The 19,327-nt window shown below is 67.5% G+C and carries 12 protein-coding genes, 1 pseudogene and 1 riboswitch; of the genes and pseudogenes, 5 read left to right on the top strand and 8 right to left on the bottom strand.

The features are described 5' to 3' along the window. Positions 1 to 113 precede the first annotated feature (113 nt). Entirely contained in the window at positions 114 to 1,865 is a 1,752-nt protein-coding gene (gene oxc, locus ACZYVJ_RS15735) for an oxalyl-CoA decarboxylase (protein WP_463831870.1), read from the top strand. On the opposite strand, the gene ACZYVJ_RS15730 is transcribed toward oxc, so the two are convergent. Next, a complete protein-coding gene (locus tag ACZYVJ_RS15730; protein WP_463831869.1) occupies positions 1,849 to 2,781 on the bottom strand; it encodes a LysR family transcriptional regulator in 933 nt (310 codons plus the stop codon). The genes oxc and ACZYVJ_RS15730 overlap by 17 nt on opposite strands. 403 nt (positions 2,782 to 3,184) lie before the next feature. On the opposite strand from ACZYVJ_RS15730, the gene ACZYVJ_RS15725 reads away from it, so the two are divergent. Then, positions 3,185 to 3,940, top strand: a complete 756-nt coding sequence (locus ACZYVJ_RS15725; protein ID WP_463831868.1) for a L,D-transpeptidase — start codon at positions 3,185 to 3,187, stop codon at positions 3,938 to 3,940. Between the two features lie 144 nt (positions 3,941 to 4,084). Continuing rightward, positions 4,085 to 7,666: a carboxylic acid reductase gene (gene car, locus ACZYVJ_RS15720; RefSeq protein WP_463831867.1), complete on the top strand. Its 3,582-nt coding sequence runs from the start codon at positions 4,085 to 4,087 to the stop codon at positions 7,664 to 7,666. Between the two features lie 12 nt (positions 7,667 to 7,678). On the opposite strand, the gene ACZYVJ_RS15715 is transcribed toward car, so the two are convergent. Beyond that, positions 7,679 to 8,290, bottom strand: coding sequence for a hypothetical protein (locus ACZYVJ_RS15715; RefSeq protein WP_463831866.1), 612 nt, complete (start codon positions 8,288 to 8,290; stop codon positions 7,679 to 7,681). 168 nt (positions 8,291 to 8,458) lie between these two features. Between ACZYVJ_RS15715 and ACZYVJ_RS15710 the strand changes: the two are divergent. After that, positions 8,459 to 9,400, top strand: a pseudogene (locus ACZYVJ_RS15710) (NADP-dependent oxidoreductase); the annotation flags it as partial. On the opposite strand, the gene ACZYVJ_RS15705 reads toward ACZYVJ_RS15710, so the two are convergent. Both ACZYVJ_RS15705 and ACZYVJ_RS15700 read right to left on the bottom strand, forming a co-directional pair. Continuing rightward, positions 9,395 to 11,203 carry an NRAMP family divalent metal transporter gene (locus tag ACZYVJ_RS15705; protein WP_463831865.1) on the bottom strand — a complete coding sequence of 603 codons (1,809 nt, stop codon included), beginning with the start codon at positions 11,201 to 11,203 and terminating at the stop codon, positions 9,395 to 9,397. The pseudogene ACZYVJ_RS15710 and the gene ACZYVJ_RS15705 overlap by 6 nt on opposite strands. Before the next feature lie 114 nt (positions 11,204 to 11,317). After that, positions 11,318 to 11,533, bottom strand: coding sequence for a hypothetical protein (locus tag ACZYVJ_RS15700; protein ID WP_463831864.1), 216 nt, complete (start codon positions 11,531 to 11,533; stop codon positions 11,318 to 11,320). Between the two features lie 238 nt (positions 11,534 to 11,771). After that, a riboswitch (M-box (ykoK) riboswitch) is annotated at positions 11,772 to 11,944 on the bottom strand. A 112-nt stretch (positions 11,945 to 12,056) separates the two neighbouring features. On the opposite strand from ACZYVJ_RS15700, the gene ACZYVJ_RS15695 reads away from it, so the two are divergent. Further along, positions 12,057 to 12,716, top strand: a complete 660-nt coding sequence (locus tag ACZYVJ_RS15695; RefSeq protein ID WP_463831863.1) for an O-methyltransferase — start codon at positions 12,057 to 12,059, stop codon at positions 12,714 to 12,716. Between the two features lie 2 nt (positions 12,717 to 12,718). Here the strand turns inward: ACZYVJ_RS15695 and ACZYVJ_RS15690 are convergent, their stop codons facing one another. The 4 genes from ACZYVJ_RS15690 to ACZYVJ_RS15675 all read right to left on the bottom strand — a co-directional run bounded on the left by ACZYVJ_RS15690 (position 12,719) and on the right by ACZYVJ_RS15675 (position 19,314). After that, positions 12,719 to 14,719 (bottom strand): acyltransferase family protein, encoded by a 2,001-nt coding sequence (locus ACZYVJ_RS15690; RefSeq protein WP_463831862.1) that lies wholly within the window; start codon positions 14,717 to 14,719, stop codon positions 12,719 to 12,721. Between the two features lie 237 nt (positions 14,720 to 14,956). Then, positions 14,957 to 16,384 carry an aldehyde dehydrogenase family protein gene (locus ACZYVJ_RS15685; RefSeq protein ID WP_463831861.1) on the bottom strand — a complete coding sequence of 476 codons (1,428 nt, stop codon included), beginning with the start codon at positions 16,382 to 16,384 and terminating at the stop codon, positions 14,957 to 14,959. Between the two features lie 30 nt (positions 16,385 to 16,414). Beyond that, entirely contained in the window at positions 16,415 to 18,127 is a 1,713-nt protein-coding gene (locus tag ACZYVJ_RS15680; protein ID WP_463831860.1) for a thiamine pyrophosphate-binding protein, read from the bottom strand. 44 nt (positions 18,128 to 18,171) lie between these two features. Beyond that, the gene (locus tag ACZYVJ_RS15675) at positions 18,172 to 19,314 is read right to left on the bottom strand and encodes a CaiB/BaiF CoA transferase family protein (protein WP_463833012.1); all 1,143 of its coding nucleotides are present in this window, start codon (positions 19,312 to 19,314) and stop codon (positions 18,172 to 18,174) included. Positions 19,315 to 19,327 lie beyond the last annotated feature (13 nt).

The following is a 19,327-nucleotide window of genomic DNA, read 5'->3' as shown; positions in this document are numbered from 1 at the left end:
GCCACGATAGACGGCGTAAATCGCCGGATAGTGCCCTCGTCTTGGACACGTGGGGTGCGCTGGGGTCACAGTGTTGGCCGAGGCAATACCGCACAGCACCGAGGAGTCGCCACATGTCCACCGCTTCGGAATCTCCGAACCCGACGGGCCTGATCGACGGCGTTCACCTCGTGGTGGACGCGCTCAAGGCCAACGAGGTCGAAACCATCTACGGCATCGTCGGTATCCCGATCACCGACCTCGCGCGCGTCGCGCAGGCGTCGGGAATCCGCTACATCGGTTTTCGGCAGGAGGCCTCGGCCGGTAACGCCGCGGCCGCGGCAGGATTCCTCACCCGGCGTCCCGGCATCTGCCTCACCACGTCCGGGCCCGGCTTCCTCAATGCTCTGCCCGCGCTGGCGAACGCCACGACGAATTGCTTTCCGATGATCCAGATTTCCGGCTCCAGCAATCGGGCGCTGGTGGATCTGCAGCGCGGCGATTACCAGGACATCGATCAGCTAAGTGCCGCAAAGCCGTTCGCCAAGGCGGCCTACCGGATCGGCCGGATCGAGGACATCGGGCGCGGCGTCGCGCGCGCCATTCGCACCGCGGTCTCCGGCCGGCCCGGCGGCGTCTACCTGGACATCCCCGGTGAGATCCTGGGCCAGGCGATGGACGCCGCCGCCGCGGCGGGCACGGTCTGGCGGGTGATCGATCCCGCACCGCGGCAGCTGCCGGCGCCGGACGCGATCGACCGTGCGCTGGGCGTGCTGGCCCAAGCGCAGCGGCCGTTGATCGTGCTCGGCAAAGGTGCGGCGTATGCCCAGGCCGACAACGAGATTCGAAATTTCGTCGAGACCACCGGGATTCCGTTCCTGCCGATGTCGATGGCCAAGGGCCTGCTGCCGGATTCACACCCACAGTCGGCCGCGGCAGCCCGCTCGCTGGCGATCTCGCGCGCCGACGCGGTGCTGTTGGTCGGTGCCCGGCTGAATTGGCTTCTGGGCCATGGGGAGTCACCGCAATGGAGCCCGAAAGCCAAGTTTGTGCAGGTGGACATCGCCGCGTCCGAGTTCGACAGCAACCAGCAGATCGCTGCGCCGCTGGCCGGCGACATCGGCTCGGTGATGTCCGCGCTGTGTGACGGCGCAGCAGCTCAGGCGATCACCGCGCCGCCGGACTGGATCGGCGAACTGGCCGAGCGCACCGCGCGAAACGACGCCAAGATGAGCGAGCGCCTGAACGAGGATCCGCGCCCCATGCGGTTTTACAACGCCCTCGGCGCGATTCGCTCTGTGCTGCAGGATAACCGCGACGTGTATGTCGTCAACGAAGGAGCCAACGCGCTCGATCTGGCCCGCAACGTCATCGGCATGGAGTTGCCGCGGCACCGGCTGGACACCGGAACCTGGGGCGTGATGGGTATCGGCATGGGCTATGCCATCGGAGCCGCCGTCGAGACAGGCAAGCCGGTGGTCGCGATCGAGGGCGACAGCGCATTCGGCTTCAGCGGCATGGAGATCGAGACCATCTGCCGCTACCGGCTGCCGGTGACCGTCGTCATCCTCAACAACGGCGGCGTATACCGCGGCGACGAGTCCACGGCCGGCGCGGCGGCAACGGGATCCGATCCGGCCCCGACCGTGCTGAGCGGCCGGGCGCGCCATGAGCTGCTCGCGGAGGCGTTCGGCGGCAAGGGATATCACGCCGCCACCCCGTCGGAGCTGCGCGCGGCGCTGACGGAGGCGATCGGCTCGGGTGCGCCGGCGCTCATCGACTGCGAACTCGACCCGGCGGCGGGGGTGGAGAGCGGGCACCTGTCGAACTTGAACCCGGCCAGCGCGGCCACCCGCCCGGCGGCCGCGGTCAGCGCCGGCGGGTAAGCCCCAACAGCTGCGCGTCGAAAAACTCGTCGAGCGAAAGCTGCCCGGCGGACGTGGCCAGCGCGCGGGCGATCGGCGATCCGGGTCCGCTCGAGTTGGTGGCCAGGGCGACATCGGCTTTGAGCACCGGATCGACCATTTCCACGGCCCGGATGTCGGGCCCCAGCGGCGACGTCCACAGCCACGTGTGCGGCACGATGGACGCCCAGTTGCCCGCCGACGCCTGCGCGAATAACGATGCGACGGAATCTGTTTCGACCTGCGGGGTGACGGTGATCGACTGGTCGGCGAACGCTTTGTCGATGATCTGGCGATCGCGCATGTCGGGGGTGAGCAACGCCAGCGGGAGCTGTGCGGCCTGGACCCAGGTCATCGTCGCCGTACCGGATCCCACCATGTCCGCGGGCGCCAACAGCACGTAGCGCTCCTGGTACAGCGGAACCAGGTTCACATCGTGGGCCTCGTCGGGCGCCGCATGCACGATGGCGGCATCGATCTCGAACTCGCGCAGGCGCCGGTACAGTTCGGTGGCCGCCAGCCGGGACAGGATGTGCACCTTCACCAACGGGTGCGCCGAACAGAACGCCGAGAGCACCAGTGACGCGGTGGTGGACGCGGTGGGAACGGTGCCCAGCCGCAAGGTTCCGGTGATGCCCGAGCGCACGGCGTCCACCTCGGATTTGAACGCGTCGTGCTCGGCGAGAATCCGCCTGGCCCACACCACCAACCGCTCGCCTTCCGGTGTGAGGCCCTCGAAGCTGTGCCCGCGGTTGATCAGCGTGACATTCAGTTCTCGCTCCAGCTTGGCGATCGCGGCCGACAGCGCCGGCTGGGAGACAAAGCATTTCTCGGCCGCCCGGGCGAAGTGCCGCTCCGAAGCGACGGCGACGAAATACTCCAGTTGACGGAAGAGCACCCGCACTCCTCGGGCTCGGGCTCGGGCTCGGCGTAACGCGCCGATCCCGCTGAGGCTAACGCGTCGCCGGTGGGCGGGCCAAGCCGAACGTTTGACCCACGACTTCTGCGGCTATTCCTACAAATTCGGCCAAGCGGGCTGACCGGCGAGTCGCGGCCATGAAAGCCGAAGCCTCGGTGCCGCTTTCACGCAACTGTGGCGCGGGCTCCAGCGAAGGTCAGGGATGGCGATGCCGCGCGGCGCTACCCAATCCGCCGCGCTCCGGTCCTGTTGAACTTAATCGGTGATCGAATCGTGACCGTGGCAACCGGGCCGAGCTGTCATTGTTTGCTGAAACCGGTGGTTAGCGGGTAACCAGTAGGATATCGGTGTGTTGGTCGCACCATCTCGAAGGGTGGACGCTATGCGTCGAGGTGTTCGTTATCTATTTGTTATGGTCGCGATCACGGCTGTGGGCCTGGTGGCACCGGTCGGCCGCAGCACCGCCGCGGTGCCGCTACCGCAACCGGGCCCCGAAGTCGCCTCGATTTTGCCCGCTGACGGCGACGTGGTGGGCGTGGCCCAACCGGTCGTGGTGACGTTCACCGCCCCGGTCGCCGATCGGGGCGCGGTCGAACGGTCAATCCACGTGACGTCGCCTAGCGGCACCCCCGGGCACTTCCAGTGGGTCCAGAACAACGTCGTCCAGTGGGTGCCGAACCAGTATTGGCCTGCCCACACCCACGTGTCGGTGGGCGTGCAGGCCCTGTCGACGGGCTTTGACACCGGCGATGCACTCCTCGGTGTAGCCAGCATCTCCAAGCACACCTTCACAGTGAGCAGGAACGGAGAGGTGCTGCGCACCATGCCCGCGTCGATGGGCAAGCCCAGCCGGCCCACCCCGATGGGTAGCTTCACCGCGCTGGAAAAGCAGCGCACCGTGGTGATGGACTCGCGGACCATCGGCATCCCGCTCAGTTCCCCCGAGGGATACAAGATCACCGCCTCATACGCCGTTCGCGTCACCTGGAGCGGCGTCTACGTGCACTCCGCCCCATGGTCGGTTGATTCCCAGGGCAACGCCAACGTCAGCCATGGCTGCATCAACCTCAGCCCGGACAACGCCGCCTGGTACTTCAACGAGGTGAACGTGGGCGATCCCATTGAGGTCGTGGCCTGAGCGCCAACGACCTCTCCGCGGCGTTTCGCGCGGCTTGGAAGCGCGCCTCCGCCGCGGTGTGACAACCGTCACAAGCATTGAATGGAAGCCTGGCCCCCGGGGGCTCGTTCAGGTAGACGAGTGATCGTCAACGAGAGGCGGGCCATGACCGATGACGCGAAGCGCGCGAAAGTTAGCTCTACAGGCCCGATCAGCGCGGCGCGCCGACAGGTAGCCGACCGCATCCGCGACCTGGACGCCCGCGACGAGGAGTTCCGCACCACCAAACCCGATGCCGCCCTGCAGCTCGCGGCACGCGAACCCGGCCTTAGGCTGCCGCAGATCCTGGAGATCTTCGCCGAGGGCTACGCCGACCGCCCCGCACTGGGCTGGCGCGCACGCTCGTTGACCACCGACCCCGCCACCGGCCGAACCAGCGCGCAAGTGCTGCCCCGGTTCGACACCATGACCTATCGCGAACTGTGGGCCAACGTCCGCGCCATCGCCGGCGCATGGCGACAGGACGCCAGCAATCCCGTCGCGCCCGGCGACGTCGTCGCCACCGTCGGTTTCGCGAGCGCCGAGTACCTCACCATCGATCTTGTCTGTGCCTACCTCGGGCTGGTGGCCGTGCCGCTGCAGCACAACACGACGGCCTCGCGGCTGCGGCCGATCGTCGAGGAGGTCGAGCCCTCCACATTGGCCGCCGGTGTCGGTTATCTCGACCTCGCCGTCGAAGCGGCACTGGGTAGCTCGTCGTTGCGGCGGGTCGTGGTCTTCGACTACCGGCCCGAGGTCGACGAACAACGCGAGGCCGTCGATCGCGCGCAGGCGAAGCTGGCGCGCGCCGGCATCGCGGTCACCATCGAGACCCTCGACGACGTGACCGGACGCGGGCGGGCCCTGCCGCCGGAGCCGATATTCACCGGCGACACCGACGAGCGGCTGGCCATGATCATGTACACGTCCGGCAGCACCGGATTGCCCAAGGGCGCCATGTACACCGAGCGGATGCTGTGCCGGCTGTGGACCAACGAACTGATGCCCGACTTTCCCGACACGCCGGTGATCAACGTGAATTTCATGCCTCTCAATCACCTGGGCGGCCGGATACCGCTGTCGACGGCGTTCCAGGCGGGCGGCACCAGTTACTTCGTCCCCGAGAGCGACCTGTCCACCCTGTTCGACGACTGGAACCTGGTGCGACCCACCGAGATGGGGCTGGTGCCGCGGGTGGCGGAGATGCTGTACCAGCGCTACCAGAGTGCGGTCGATCGATTCGAAGTTGCGGGCGCCGACACCGCCGCGGCACAGGCGCGGGCTCAGGCCGAGCTGCGTGAGCAGGTCCTCGGTGGACGCGTTGTGACCGCCTTCTGCGGCACGGCGCCGCTGGCGGCCGAGATGCGCGATTTTATCGAAACCTGTTTGGACGTACACGTTCTCGACGGCTACGGCCTGACCGAGGTTGGCATGGTGACCAAGGACGGCCGGATCAACCGGCCACCGGTGCTGGACTACAAGCTCATCGATGTTCCCGAGTTGGGCTACTTCCGCACCGACAAGCCTTATCCGCGAGGCGAATTGCTGGTCAAGTCGCTGACCGCCACACCCGGGTACTTCAAACGACCGGATGTCACCGCCAAGGCCTTCGATCCCGAGGGCTACTACCGCACCGGTGACGTGATGGCCGAGCTGGAGCCCGGCCGGCTCGCCTACGTCGACCGCCGCAACAACGTGCTGAAATTGGCCCAGGGCGAGTTCGTCGCCGTGGCGCGCCTGGAGGCGGTGTTCTCCAGCGCCGCCCTGGTGCGGCAGATCTTCGTCTACGGCAACAGCGAACGCCCCTACCTGTTGGCCGTTGTCGTCCCGACCTCCGATGCCGCGGAGAAGTTCGCCGGCGACGCCGACGGCCTGAAGGCCGCCCTGGGCGAATCCCTGCGCCAGACGGCCAAACTGGCCGAGCTGCAGTCCTACGAGGTGCCCGTCGACTTCGTGGTCGAGACTGAGCCGTTCAGCGAGGACAACGGTCTGCTCTCGGGAGTGGGAAAGCTGCTGCGGCCCAAACTCAAAGAGCACTACGGTGCCCGGCTCGAACAGCTGTACGCGGAGCTGGCCGAAAATCGGGTGACAGAATTGCGTGCCTTGCGTGAAGGCTCGGCCGACCGGCCGGTGATCTTCACCCTCACCCGCGCCGCCGAGGCGCTGCTCGGCCTGGCCGGCGGGCCGCCGGCCCCCGACGCGCTGTTCATCGAGCTCGGCGGCGACTCCCTGTCGGCGCTGACGTTCTCCAACCTGCTGCGTGACATCTTCGGCGTCGAGGTGCCCGTCGGAATGATCACCGGCCCGGCGACCGACCTGGGTCAGCTCGCGGAATACGTTGAATCCGAACGTGAATCGGGGTCACGGCGGCCGACCTTCGCAACCGTGCACGGCCGAGGCGCGACGCAGGTCCGTGCCGCGGACCTCACCTTGGACAAGTTCATCGACGCGACCACCCTGGCCGAGGCCCCGGCGCTGCCGCGCGCGAGCGGCACGCCGCAGACCGTCCTGCTCACCGGCGCCAACGGCTACCTCGGCCGCTTCCTGATCTTGGAGTGGCTCGAACGGCTGGCCGAGACCGGCGGAACGCTCATCTCCATCATCCGCGCCGCAGATGCCGCGGCGGCTGCCCAACGACTGGAGGCCGTCTTCGACAGCGGTGATCCGCGGTTGCTGGAGCGGTTCCGCACGCTGGCCGCCGATCATCTCGAGGTCATTGTCGGGGATATCGGTGACCCGAAACTCGGCCTGGAGCAAGGCACCTGGGAACGCCTCGCGCAGAGTGTGGATCTGATCGTGCATCCGGCCGCACTGGTCAACCACGTGTTGCCCTACGACCAACTGTTCGGCCCCAACGTGGTGGGCACCGCGGAGCTGATCCGCCTGGCGATAACGACGCGAATCAAGCCCGTCACGTACATGTCGACCGTCGCGGTGGCCCTGTCGGTCGATCCGGCCGCGTTCGCCGAGGACGGCGACATCCGCACCGTCAGCGCGCTGCGGCCGGTCGATGACAGCTATGCGAACGGGTACGCGAACAGCAAGTGGGCCGGCGAGGTGTTGCTGCGCGAGGCACACGACCTGTGCGCCTTGCCGGTCGCGGTCTTCCGGTCCGACATGATCCTGGCGCACAGCCGATATGCCGGACAGCTCAATGTTCCGGATGCGTTCACCCGCTTGATATTCAGCTTGCTGACCACCGGTATCGCACCGGCTTCCTTCTACCAGACCGATCCGCGGGGAAACCGGGCGGTCGCCCACTACGACGGACTGCCGGCCGACTTCGTGGCCGAGGCGGTGACCACGCTCGGCGAACAGATCGCCACGGCCGCCCAGGATTCCGGTGCCTATCGGTCCTTCGACGTGATGAACCCGCACGACGACGGCATCTCGCTGGATGTGTTCGTCGACTGGCTGATCGCCGCCGGGCACGACATCCGGCGCATCGACGACTACGACGAGTGGCTGGGCCGGTTCACGACTGCCCTTCGCGCCCTGCCCGACAAGCAGCGCCAGCATTCGGTGCTGCCGTTGCTGGACGCCTACCGGAAACCGGAGACGCCGCTGCGCGGCGCCCCGGCCCCCACCGACGTGTTCCGCAACGCCGTACGGACGGCGAAAATTGGCGCAGACGAAGACATTCCGCATCTATCGGCGACATTGATCGACAAGTACGTCGCCGATCTGCGCTTGCTGGGGTTGGTGTAACCGCCGCCGGGGCTAGCTGGGCAGTCCGGCCTTCACCGCGGCATCCTGCTTGCGAGCGATGTCGAGGGCGATGGCCGGATCGATCGGGTCGGTCGGCGAGCTGTCGAATTCCAGGGTGACCAACGCCTTGCCTTCGGTGAAGGCCAAGACCGTCATCGCCTGGGAGTTGTCCGGCGACATGCCCGAGATCGTCCCGCCGTTGGCGCCCACGGCCAGCGGTTGCCAACTCCCGTTCACCTTGCCGTTGTAACCGCTTTGGGTGGAAGCCAATTCGGCGGCGGCCGCCGACGGATCCGCGGCGACCGTGATGGTGTCCCACATCCGGCGGCTGCTATCGGCGTTGGCGAACAGCTGGGCGACCCCCGGTGCGTTGTTGGGGTTGAGCATGGGCGACTGCGGCGCGGTGAGACCGCCGCCGACGTCGTTCGGCTTGATCAGCAAGAACCCGTAATCCGAGGGTTGGCCCGAGGGCGGGCCGGTCACCGCGCTCGAACTGGTCGATGCGGTGGTGCTCGACGCCGATGGGGGCGAGGCCTTGTCGGCGCCGCCGCACCCGGTGCTGGCGGCGCCGACCACGACGATGGCAACGGCCCAGCCGGCGATGCCGATCCGATCAACTTCCACGCATGTTCCTTCCACGTGTCATCGGTATCCGGCTTTCACCGCGGCTCCCGACGCCGCCGGCGAATGCTGATGTAAACCGAACATATGCCCACTCGGCGCCCGGTGGGTAGCACTTCGGGTGCCTATGCTGGCGTGGGTGAGAGCATCGTCGCGCGGAAGGAGATCGGCATGACGGCTGCAGCTGCGCGCGCAGTACGGTTCGACCGTTACGGGGGACGCGAGGTGTTGTACGTCGCCGACATCGAGATGCCCTCGCCCGGGCCGGGTGAGGTGATCGTCGAGGTTCGAGCCGCCGGGATAAACCCCGGCGAGGCCGGCATCCGGGTCGGGGCGATGCACGCGATGTTCCCGGCCACCTTCCCCTCCGGACAGGGCAGCGACCTGGCCGGCGTCGTCACTGCCGTGGGACCCGGCGTCACCGAATTTTCCGTCGGCGACGAAGTGCTGGGATTCAGCCTGCGCCGGTCCAGCCACGCCACCCACGCCGCGGTCCCGGTGAGCCAATTGATCCGCAAGCCGGCCCAACTCAGTTGGGAGGCAGCGGGTTCGCTCTACGTGGTCGGGGCGACCGCCTACGCGGCCGTCCGCGCGGTGGCGCCTCAACCGGGTGAGACGATCGCCGTGTCGGCCGCCGCAGGCGGGGTGGGCAGCCTGGTGGTGCAGCTCCTGGTGCTGCGCGAGGCGCGGGTGCTCGGCATCGCCGGGCCAGGCAACGCCGACTGGCTGCGCGCGCATGGCGTCATCCCGGTCGCCTACGGTGACGGGCTCGCCGGGCGGCTGCGCGAGGCGGCGCCCGATGGCATCGACGCATTCATCGACCTGTTCGGGCCGGACTACGTCCAGCTCGCCGTCGATCTCGGCGTGGCGCCCGAGCGGATCGACACCATCATCTCGTTCCAGAAAGCGGGCGAAGTGGGCGCCAAGACCGAGGGCAGCATGGAGGCCTCGACGCCCGAGGTGCTCACCGAAATTGCCGACCTGATCGTTTCCGGCGCCATCGAGTTCGACGTTGCCGCGACCTACCCGCTGGACCGGGTAGCGGACGCGTACGCCGAGCTGGAGCAGCGGCACACCCACGGTAAAATCGTTCTGCTGCCGACTAACTCACAGCGAGGCGGCCGGCCCGACCACACCGGCCTGCACGATTTTGATGATGACGAAGGCGACCGCCACCACCAGGTAGCCCCGCAGGGTGAACAGCCCGGCCCGGCGCATCGGTGACATTGCCGGCCGATCGAGCAACGCAAGGTTGGGAGTCTGCCAGCCGGCCCGGTCCTGGCGACGTAAGGCCCGCCGCTCGGCAGGCGTCAGCGACGAGGCCTCGTCGAGTTCGTCGACCTCCTCCGGGTCCAGGCCGCCGCCGAGTGTGCGCACGATGGCTTCGGCGTCGGTCAGGTTGCGGTGTCGCCGGCCGGCGAGGATCATCACCGCGCCGCCGACGACGCCCAGCACCGCTCCACCCGCCAGGCCCTCCTCGAGCGTGGCGGTGGACAGGTCCGGGAAGAATGTGGCGGCCGTCAACGCCAGCGACAGCAGCACCAGGCACCACACGATTGTCCACGCAATGATGTTCTGGCGCACCGTGTTCACCCACGGACCCAGCACCGCCCGGTCGTTGCACAGCAGCACCAGAAAGACGGTGGCCGAGGGCAGCAGGACACCGGCGAGCGCCTGGACCCCCTGCGTCACCAGGCCAAGGATGTGGTCGGGGCTGAAGGACACCGCCGCCGAGACCCCGAGCAGCATCGCGTAGCCACCGTAGAACAGCGGGGCCTCGCTGATCTTCCAATGCAACGAGTGCCGCTTGCCCACGGCATCACCGACCGCATAGGTGGTCGCCAGGCCCACGGCGTTGGCGCCGATCAGCGACGCGTCCAGCAGGATGATCGCGAACAGCACCCCCAGCGTGCCGCCCGAATGCTTCGACAGTCCCGAGGCGACCGCGCCCGCATCGGTGAAGTGGCCCGCATCGGTGGTGCCGGTCAATCCGAACGCCGCCACCGCCATCAACGCCGTCGCGCCGACCATGACCACGAAGATTCCGATGGCCAAATCCGCTCGCCCGTAAGGGATCCAGCGGGCCGTGATGCGCTTGTCCACCACGTTGGACTGCTGGAAAAACAACTGCCACGGCGCGACCGTGGTGCCCACGATGGCGACCACCAGCAGCAGCACCGTCGAGTTGAGCCCACCCGGGAACTGCGGGATCAGACCCGCGACGGCCGCTTTCGGGGTCGGATGCACCAGCCACACCATCGGAAAGATCAACACGTTCACCGCGATCAGCAGGAACATCAGCCGCTCCCAGCGGCGGAACGACCCGCCGGCCACCACCGCGAACAGCAGCACGGCCGCGGCGGGGACGGCGACGATCCTCGGGCAGCCCAGGAACCCGAGAGCCAGTGAGACGCCGATGAATTCGGTCACGATCGTCAACGCGTTCAGGACCAACAGATCACCGACGCTGAAGGCGCCCCAGAACTTGCCGAACCGCTCGAAAATCAAGCGCGCGTGCCCAACCCGGGCCACCGCACCGAGCCGCAGCACCATCTCCTGGTTCACGTACAGCACCGGAATCAGCAGGGCCAGCGTCCACAACAGGCCCATGCCGTAGTCCTGGCCGGCCTGCGCGTAGGTCGCGACGCCACCGGCGTCGTTGTCGCCCACCATCACGATCAGCCCGGGACCGGTGATGACGGCCAGTGTGCGCAGGCGGCGCCACCGTCCACTGAACGCCCCGTAGCCGCCGTCCCCATCGCGCCGAATGCGCCCGAACGCGCCGACGATGTCGCCGACGTGCGCGGAATCCAGCACGGTCGGGCTTTGTGCCTCGCGACGTGCGTCTTCCGGCGCGGCATCGGTCCGGCCGAACGCGGCGTCGCGGCGGCCGCCGCCGGTGTCGATCGAAGTCATCGAATCCTCGCTATCTCGAACAGTTCTCACCTCGCGGTGAGGCAGTCGTGGTCGCGGCACTCAACGCGCCCTCGGCGACGGGCGCGCTGGGTCACCCGTCGGCGAGGCAGTGTTTCAACGGTGGTTGCTGTCCGAACCCGAGGCGTGGCCACCCAGCGACGCGGTGATCATCGCGATCGGCATCCTCGACACGTACATGTTGGCCCGCTCCTGCGGGGTCAGGCTGGCCGGCAGGTGAAACCTGTTGGCCACCAACCGGCCTGCACGCAGCATCGAGCGGCCGCGCATCCGGGAAGCAGCGGAAAAACGGTGCGTGATAACAAAAGCCATGATCTTCTTCTCCTGACGGAGGCCCGATCGGCGTCGGCACGGCGTGTCAGCCGCGCAGCACCAGGAGAGGTCAGGCGGTGAAAGAAATGCCGGAACCGGATCGGGACAAGACGGATTTCGGATAGGGACTATCGCCGGGACTCATCTCGCCCTCACCTCCTCACGGCCAAGACACACGCGGGTGTCACCACATCACCTGAACGAAAGAGGCAGGAATGACGCACGGCACATGCCGCGGGTCGCACCCCTCTCGTCGGAGCTTCGGCACTGCACGGCGTATCCGGAACATTCCAGAAGCCACTTGGGCTCAACCCTTGGGTCCGGGAAGAGCTGTCCTGACCCGGGGCGTCTCTCGACGTTCGGGGTCAGTGGCCTGTATCCATGCAGACGCCTCACCTACCGAGGTGCTTGCGGGGTCCATAGTGACACCGCGGTCGCGGCCTCGTCAAACGCTTAACGGATCCCTGACACCCTGCGCCGCTCTCCCAGCGCCCGCCCAGCCTGCGCGCCTAGGCTCGGTCCCATGACCACAACGTTGCAGGATGCCCGGGTCGCTTCGACGCTCGACCGCATGTACGCCGAGTCGAAAAACCAGATGCCGCTGTTGCGCGAGCGGCGCGGCACGTTCGATCGCCCGATGACCGCCCAGGAGCGGGCCGAAGCGATGAGCGAGTTCTACATCCCGGTGACACCGGAGGCGGGCCGGCTGCTCTATTCACTGGTCCGCGCCACCCGCCCGGCGACCATCGTCGAATTCGGCATGTCTTTCGGCATTTCCGCCGTGCACCTGGCCGCCGCGGTGCGCGACAACGGCGCCGGCCGGGTGGTGACCACCGAACTCAGCGAGACCAAGATCACCGCGGCCAAGCAGACCTTCGCCGAGACCGGCCTCGACGATGTCATCACCATCCTCGAAGGCGACGCGCTGTCCACGCTTTCGGACCTGACGGGGCCGGTCGAGTTCGTGTTGCTCGACGGCTGGAAGGACCTGTACCTACCCGTGCTGGAGCTGCTGGAACCCCGCCTGTCACCCGGTGTGCTGGTCATCGCCGACAACGCCAGCTCGGCCGACATGGCGCCGTATCTGGACCGGGTGCGCAACCTCGAGAACGGCTACGTGAGCTTCAACTTCCAGGTTCGCGACAGCGACAGCATGGAGATCAGCTGCCGCACAAGCGGTTAGAACTACCTCAGCGATTCCTCGAGCCACGGCGTCAGCCACTTGACCCCTTCGGGGGTGAGGTGGACGCCGTCGCTGCGCACCTTGATGCCGTCGACCTTGGCGGTGTAGACACCGTCGGGGCACAACTTCTTGTTCAGGTCGAGGATCGCAACATTCGGGTGGTGGCTAACGGTCTTGCGCAACATGGTGTTCCACAGGTTGACCCGATCCGGCTGGTCCTCCGGATAGAGCCGGCCGTCCGGCTTTTCACCGCCCCGGCTGTAGGGCACGGTGGCGACCACCACGTGGACACCGGTGGAACCCACGATGGTCAGCGCCCGTTCCAGCTCACCGTTGAGGTAGGCGTCGAAGGTCGGGTCGCCGATGTGGGTCCACTGGCCCTCGTTGACCCGGTCCACCGTTTCCCAGCGGCCGATGACCAGCAGCGCGACGTCCGGCTGGTCCTGGCCGACCTGCCTCGACCAGCGAATCGGCCAGCCGTCGCATTCGGATCGTTGCTCCAGGGTTTGGCCGATGTAGCGGTACGGCGTGCCACGCACCAGGCTGCAGCCGATGACGGTGTGGTCGAGGAACGCAAACCCCGGCGTCGGGGGCAGGTAGTGCATCCAGGTCCACCCGATCGAGTCACCGAACACCGAAACGGTGAACGGCCGGTTGCCATCTCGCGGCCCCGGCCGGCTTCCCCCGGGCAGCGACGGCGAGACGGCCGCGACCGCCGAGACGCCGGGCGGTAGTCCGGCCTCGCGCACACCGGGCCCGGTGCCCACCGGAATCATGAACAACGTCACCGCGGCCGCGCTGGCCACGGCCGCCGCCGCCAGCGGCAGCAGTGCCACCCGCGCCGGTCGCCAGCGCCGGATGGGTTGTTCGAGCAGCCAATACGATGCCCCGGCCACCACGAGCGTGGCACCGCAACGCGCGGCGAACAACGGCAGCCCCGACCACCCGGTGCGTTCGCCGTTGAGCGCCAAGAAGATTGGCCAATGCCACAGGTAGACGCCGTAGGAGATGGTGCCCAGCCACACCAGCGGCCGCAACGCGAGCGCGCGGGCGACGAGGCCGCGCTGCTCCAGCGCGACGGGTGCGATCACGATCACCGCCGCGATCGCGACCCCGATCAGTAGGCCGTGCCGGAATTCGCTGCCGGCGCCGGTGGCGTAGTGCGTCGCCGCCGCCAGCCCCGCCAACCCGAGCAGCGGCAGAACGCGGGCGACCCGGCGCCCCCATCGGGTGCGGATCATGCACCAGCCGCGGTTCATCGACGGCCAATCCCGCACCAGCAGGGCGGCCGACGCGGCGCCGACCAACAACGCCTGCGCGCGGGTGTCGGTGCCGAAGTAGATCCGGTCGCGGGTGCCATCCGATGTCATGACGATGGCGAGCGCCGCGGAGGCCAGTGCGCCCACAGTGGCGATGAGGAAGGTGGCGAATCGCACACCGCCGACGGTGGCCCGGGTCGAGCGGCGCCTGGCGCGGGCGGCCAGCAGCAGGGTGACCGCGATGAGCAGTACCGGCCAGATGAAGTAGTACTGCTCCTCCACCCCGAGCGACCAGGTGTGCTGCAGCGGCGAGGGCGGCGCGCCCTGGGTGAAGTAGTCGGTCTTCTGGGCGACGAACCGCCAGTTCGCCATCCACACGAAGGCCGCGATGGCGTCATCGCGCAGCCCGGTCAGCGACCGGTCGGGCAGCAGCTGGCGAGCCGCGGCCACGGTGAGCACCATCAACACCAGCGCGGGCAGCAGTCGCCGGGCGCGCCGGATCCAGAAGCCGGTCAGCTCGATACGGCCGGTGCGTCCCAGTTCATCCAGCAGCAGCGAGGTGATCAGGAATCCGCTGAGGACGAAAAACACGTCGACGCCGATGAATCCGCCGCTGACGCCGGGGATGCCGCCGTGCCCGATGAGCACCAGCGCAACCGCGATCGCGCGCAGTCCGTCGAGTGCCGGAATTCCGCTGGCCCGCTCCGGCTGGTCCCAGATCGCCAGCCTGCCGACGCGGCGCATGGGAGCGACCCATCGGGGCCGAGTACGACGAGCCGGTGCGGGTTGAGACCCGCCCGGCTCGGTGCTTGCTGTCAGCGCGCCGTAGTTACCATCTCGCCCGGCGCCATAGTTGATGCCGATACGTCGCTGCTCCTCCTGTTGAGTTCAGCAAGCCAGCCTAGAGGCGGGCGCGCAGGATCAGGTGGAGGACACGCGAGGGGTTTTTGCCGTGCTGCGTTCGGATTTCGGCCCGGCGCGTCAGGCCTTGTCAGGCGCGTAGCCCAGGGTGCTCTTGACTTCCAGGTACTCGTGGAAACCGAATTCGCTCCATTCGCGACCGTTGCCGCTGCGTTTGTATCCGCCGAACGGTGCGTTCATGTCGAATGCATGATTGATGGTCACCCATCCCGCGCGGATCTTGCGGGCGACGTCGCGCGCCGTGTCGAGATCGGCCCCCGAAACGAAGCCGGCGAGGCCGTATTGGGTGTCGTTGGCGATCTCGACGGCGTGGTCGAGGTCGTCGTAGCCGAGAATGCACAGCACCGGCCCGAAGATCTCCTCGCGGGCGATCGTCATGTCGTTGGTGACGTGCGCGAAGACGGTCGGCTTGACGTAGTAACCCTTGTCCATCCCGGGCGGCCGGCCCGGGCCTCCCGCGACGACGGTCGCGCCCTCGTCGACGCCCTGCTGGATCAGGCGCTGCACCTTCTCGAACTGCGTCCTGGACGCCACCGGTCCGATGGCCGTCGCGTCGTCGCTTCCCACCTGGATTTTCTGGGCGACCTCCCGCGCGATCGCAATGGCCTCGTCCATCCGGGAATTGGGGACCAGCATGCGCGATGGCGCGTTACAGCTCTGGCCGGAATTGGGCATCATGTTGGCCACGCCGGCGCTGACGCCCGCGGCGAAGCCACTGTCGTCGAGGACGATGTTGGGGCTCTTGCCGCCGAGTTCCTGGGTCACTCGTTTCACGGTCGCGGCGGCGTTGGCGGCCACCTCCACACCGGCGCGAGTGGACCCGGTGAACGACACCATGTCGATGTCGGGATGGCTCGCCAGGGCCGCGCCGACGCCCGCGCCGTCGCCGTTGATCAGGTTGAACACCCCGGCCGGCACGCCTGCGGCATCCAGGATCTCGGCGAAGATGTAGGGCGAATACGGCGCCACCTCAGAGGGTTTCAGAATGACGGTGCAGCCGGTCGCCAGCGCCGGGTAGACCTTGACCGCGACCTGGTTGATCGGCCAGTTCCAGGGCGTGATCAAACCGCAGACGCCGATCGGCTCCTTGGCGATCAGCGTCGCCCCCTTGTGTTCCTCGAACGAAAAGTTCTTCAGCGCATCGATCGCGGTGGTGAGGTGACCGATCCCGAGAAACACCTGCGGCCCCGCGGCCAGCGAGGGCGGCGCGCCGATCTCCTCGGTGACCGCCTCGGCGAGATCGTCCGCGCGCTTCTGGTATTCGGCGAGGATGGCCTGCAACAGGTCTAGGCGCTGCTCGCGGGTGCTCTGCGACCAGCCGGCGAAGGCTCGCCGGGCGGCGTTGACCGCCACGTCGACATCGGCCGCCGATCCCAGCGAGATCTTTCCGGAAACCCGCTCGGTTGCCGGGTTTTCGACGTCGAAGGAGTTGGGGCGCACCGGGTCGACCCACTGTCCGTCGATGTAGAATTTCAGGTATTCGCGCATGACATCGATCCTCTTTCTTACTGTGGGGCCTTACTGAGTGCCTTCGGCATACCAGGTCCGGAATCGGTCGTACTTGGGCATCTCCTCGGAGTTGGCCTTCGGATCGATGCACACGTGCACTACACCGACTTTGCCACTGGCGTAGGCACGAGCGATCGCCGGGCCGATCTCCTCTTCCTTCTCGACGTACTCGCCGTGGCAACCGAAGCCCTCGGCAACCTTGTCCATCCGGACGTCCTTGCTCCAGTGCACACCGGGCTGCGGCGACGGCTGGGAGAAGGTGCGCTTGTACACGCCCACTTCCAGGCCCCATTGGTGGTCGACGCCCACCACGCACACAAGCGGAAGGTTTTGCCGCGCAGCGGTTTCCAACTCGGCGATGTGGAAGAGGAACGCCGAATCGCTGGTCAGCAGCATCACCGGGCGCTTTCCACCCTCGGCGACCGACGCCCCGACCGCGTACGGCAAGCCAGTGCCGAGGTGGCCGAAGTTCTGGTTCCAGATCACGTCGCGCGGTTTGGACTGCGAGTAGGTCCACTGGAAGATCACGGTCGCGCCGCCGTCGCGCACGAGAATGCCGTCCTCGAGTTCGTTGAACGCCTTGGTGGCCTCGACGACGTAGCGCGCCGGATGGATCGGCGAACATCCAGACGGCGCCGACTCCGCCATATCCGCAAGCTCTTTCGTGTCCTTTTCGATCAGGACCCCCAGCGCGGGTGCGGGTTTGCGTGGGGAATCCTTGAGCGCGGAGACCAGCTGCGGTACCACGCCGCGCAGATCGCCGACCAGTGCCACGTCGACGGGGCGGTTGACGCCGATGGCGGTCGGATCCTGCTCGACCAGCACCCACTTGCGGTTCGCATTGTTTCCGGCCCAATGCTGGGTCCGGCCGTAGTGCATCGGCTCACCGAGTTCGGTACCCAGCGCGAGGCACAGGTCGGATTCCTCGACGGCCTCGTTGGCGGCCGGGGAGAACAAGTACGGGAACGTCCGGTCCTGCAGTCCCGGGATGAACGAGGTGCCGCCGGAGGTCTGGATCACCGGGCAGGCCATCAGCTCGGCCAGCTCCTTGACCTGCTGTTGGGTGCGGGAGGTGTGCACGCCGTGGCCGACCAGCAGCACCGGACTCTTCGCCTCGCGGATCAGCTTGACGGCCTCGGCCACCTCGCGGGTGCCCGCGCCCTGGTTCACCAGGCGATAGGCCGACGGTGGCGGCGCGGCGTCGACGTCGAGCTCCTCGAGGATCACGTGCGACGGGAACTCGACGTAGGACGGACCAGGGGTGCCGGACATGGCCTTCCGGATCGCCTCGTGGATGATCTCGTCGGTCTGGTCGGCGTACTCGATGGACGAGCTGTACTTCACCGAGGCGGCGAAAAGGGGCTCCTGCTGGACGAATTGAATGCGGCCACGGCGCACCCGGCGCTCGGTGACGCGGGCCCGCTGGCCGCCCAGGAAGATCACCGGCGAGTTCTCCACCAGCGCGCACTGGATCGCTCCGGCCATGTTGGCCATGCCCGGGCCGAGCGTGCCGATGCACAGGCCGGGATTGCCCGTCATCCGCGACGCCGCCTCGGCCATGAATCCCGCGCTCAATTCGTGATGCGGCGCGACCACCGACCAGCCGCGCGCGTCCGCCTCGGCGAACATGTGCACGAAGTTCGGGTCAGGAATGCCGAACAGGGTATTGACGCCCTCGGCCTCGAACAGGTCGAGGATGCGTTTGTAGACGGGCACGGCCATCGTGGGAAACTCCTTCACTGACAATCTGTTTCGTTGAGCAAGTGTTATCCAGGGTTGGCGTCGACGGCCAGGCCCAGCTCGTCGAGAACCGCCGCGGTATCGGCGCCGAGCTCGGGCGCCGGTCCCGCGACGCGTCCCGGTGTTTGCGAGAACCAGGTGGGGACACCCGGGAAGCGCACCGGCCCGTGCGGGGTGTCCACCGTCTCGAACATGCCGACGGCGTTGAGGTGCCGATCGTCGAAGAGCGCGCCGGGCGTGTTCAGCGGTGCGGCCGGTATCTCGAGTTCACGCAGCAGCGCCAGCCACTCGGCGGTGGTCCGCTCTTTCATCGTCTCGGCGACCAGCCCGTAGATGGTGTCGATCTCGCGGGCGCGCTGTTCCAGCGTCGAATACAGATCGCTGGCCCACGCGGGCTGAACGGCTTTCATGAAGGCGTTCCAGTGCTTGTCGTTGTAGATCAGCGCGGCGATGTGGCCGTCGCTGGTGCGGTACGGGCGGCGGTTGGGTGCCACGGTGCGTGGATACACCGCCGGTCCCAGCGGGGGGTCGAACATAGCACCGTTGGCATGTTCGACGAGCATGAACGAGGCCATGGTCTCGAACATGGCGACCTCGACTTCCTGCCCCTGGCCGGTGCGCTCGCGGTGGAACAGCGCCATCGTCGTCGCGTACAGCGCCGTCAGCCCGGCGATCTTGTCGGCCATGATGGTTCCGACGTAATCGGCCTCGCCGGTCAGTTGCTGTTGCACCGCAGGCAGGCCGCATTCGGCCTGGATCGTGTCGTCGTAGGCGGGACGGTCGTGGTCGGGCCCGCGTCGCCCGTATCCGTAGCAATTGGTGTAGATGACAGCGGGATTGATCGCGGCGACGTCGTCGTAGCCGAAGCCGAGTTTGGCGATCGCCTTGGCGCGCATCGAGTGAATGAACACGTCGGCGGTCTCAATCAGGGCGCGCAGCGCGCGCGTTCCGGCGTCGGTCTGCAGGTCCAGCACGATGCTGCGTTTGCCGCGGTTGACGTTGACGAACACCCCGCTCATGCCGGGCGCCGGTCCCACCGAGATGTAGCGGGTGTTATCCCCTTGCGGTGGTTCGACTTTGATCACGTCGGCGCCCATGTCGGCCATGATCTGGGTGCAGTACGGGCCCATCACCATCGCGGTGAGGTCGATCACGCGCACACCGGCCATCGGGCCCGTCGGG

Source organism: Mycobacterium sp. IDUB_3, assembly GCF_055419585.1.
The sequence above is the reverse complement of the archived record's forward strand: the minus strand, read 5'-3'. Positions and strand labels throughout refer to the sequence as shown.

Bases quoted from the DNA above. Each gene is read 5' to 3' on its own strand.
- ACZYVJ_RS15700 (WP_463831864.1), bottom strand. From the start codon at position 11,533: ATGGCTTTTGTTATCACGCACCGTTTTTCCGCTGCTTCCCGGATGCGC.
- ACZYVJ_RS15695 (WP_463831863.1), top strand. From the start codon at position 12,057: ATGACCACAACGTTGCAGGATGCCCGGGTCGCTTCGACGCTCGACCGC.
- car (WP_463831867.1), top strand. From the start codon at position 4,085: ATGACCGATGACGCGAAGCGCGCGAAAGTTAGCTCTACAGGCCCGATC.
- ACZYVJ_RS15690 (WP_463831862.1), bottom strand. From the start codon at position 14,719: ATGCGCCGCGTCGGCAGGCTGGCGATCTGGGACCAGCCGGAGCGGGCC.
- ACZYVJ_RS15705 (WP_463831865.1), bottom strand. From the start codon at position 11,203: ATGACTTCGATCGACACCGGCGGCGGCCGCCGCGACGCCGCGTTCGGC.
- ACZYVJ_RS15675 (WP_463833012.1), bottom strand. From the start codon at position 19,314: ATGGCCGGTGTGCGCGTGATCGACCTCACCGCGATGGTGATGGGCCCG.
- ACZYVJ_RS15680 (WP_463831860.1), bottom strand. From the start codon at position 18,127: ATGGCCGTGCCCGTCTACAAACGCATCCTCGACCTGTTCGAGGCCGAG.
- ACZYVJ_RS15685 (WP_463831861.1), bottom strand. From the start codon at position 16,384: ATGCGCGAATACCTGAAATTCTACATCGACGGACAGTGGGTCGACCCG.
- ACZYVJ_RS15725 (WP_463831868.1), top strand. From the start codon at position 3,185: ATGCGTCGAGGTGTTCGTTATCTATTTGTTATGGTCGCGATCACGGCT.
- oxc (WP_463831870.1), top strand. From the start codon at position 114: ATGTCCACCGCTTCGGAATCTCCGAACCCGACGGGCCTGATCGACGGC.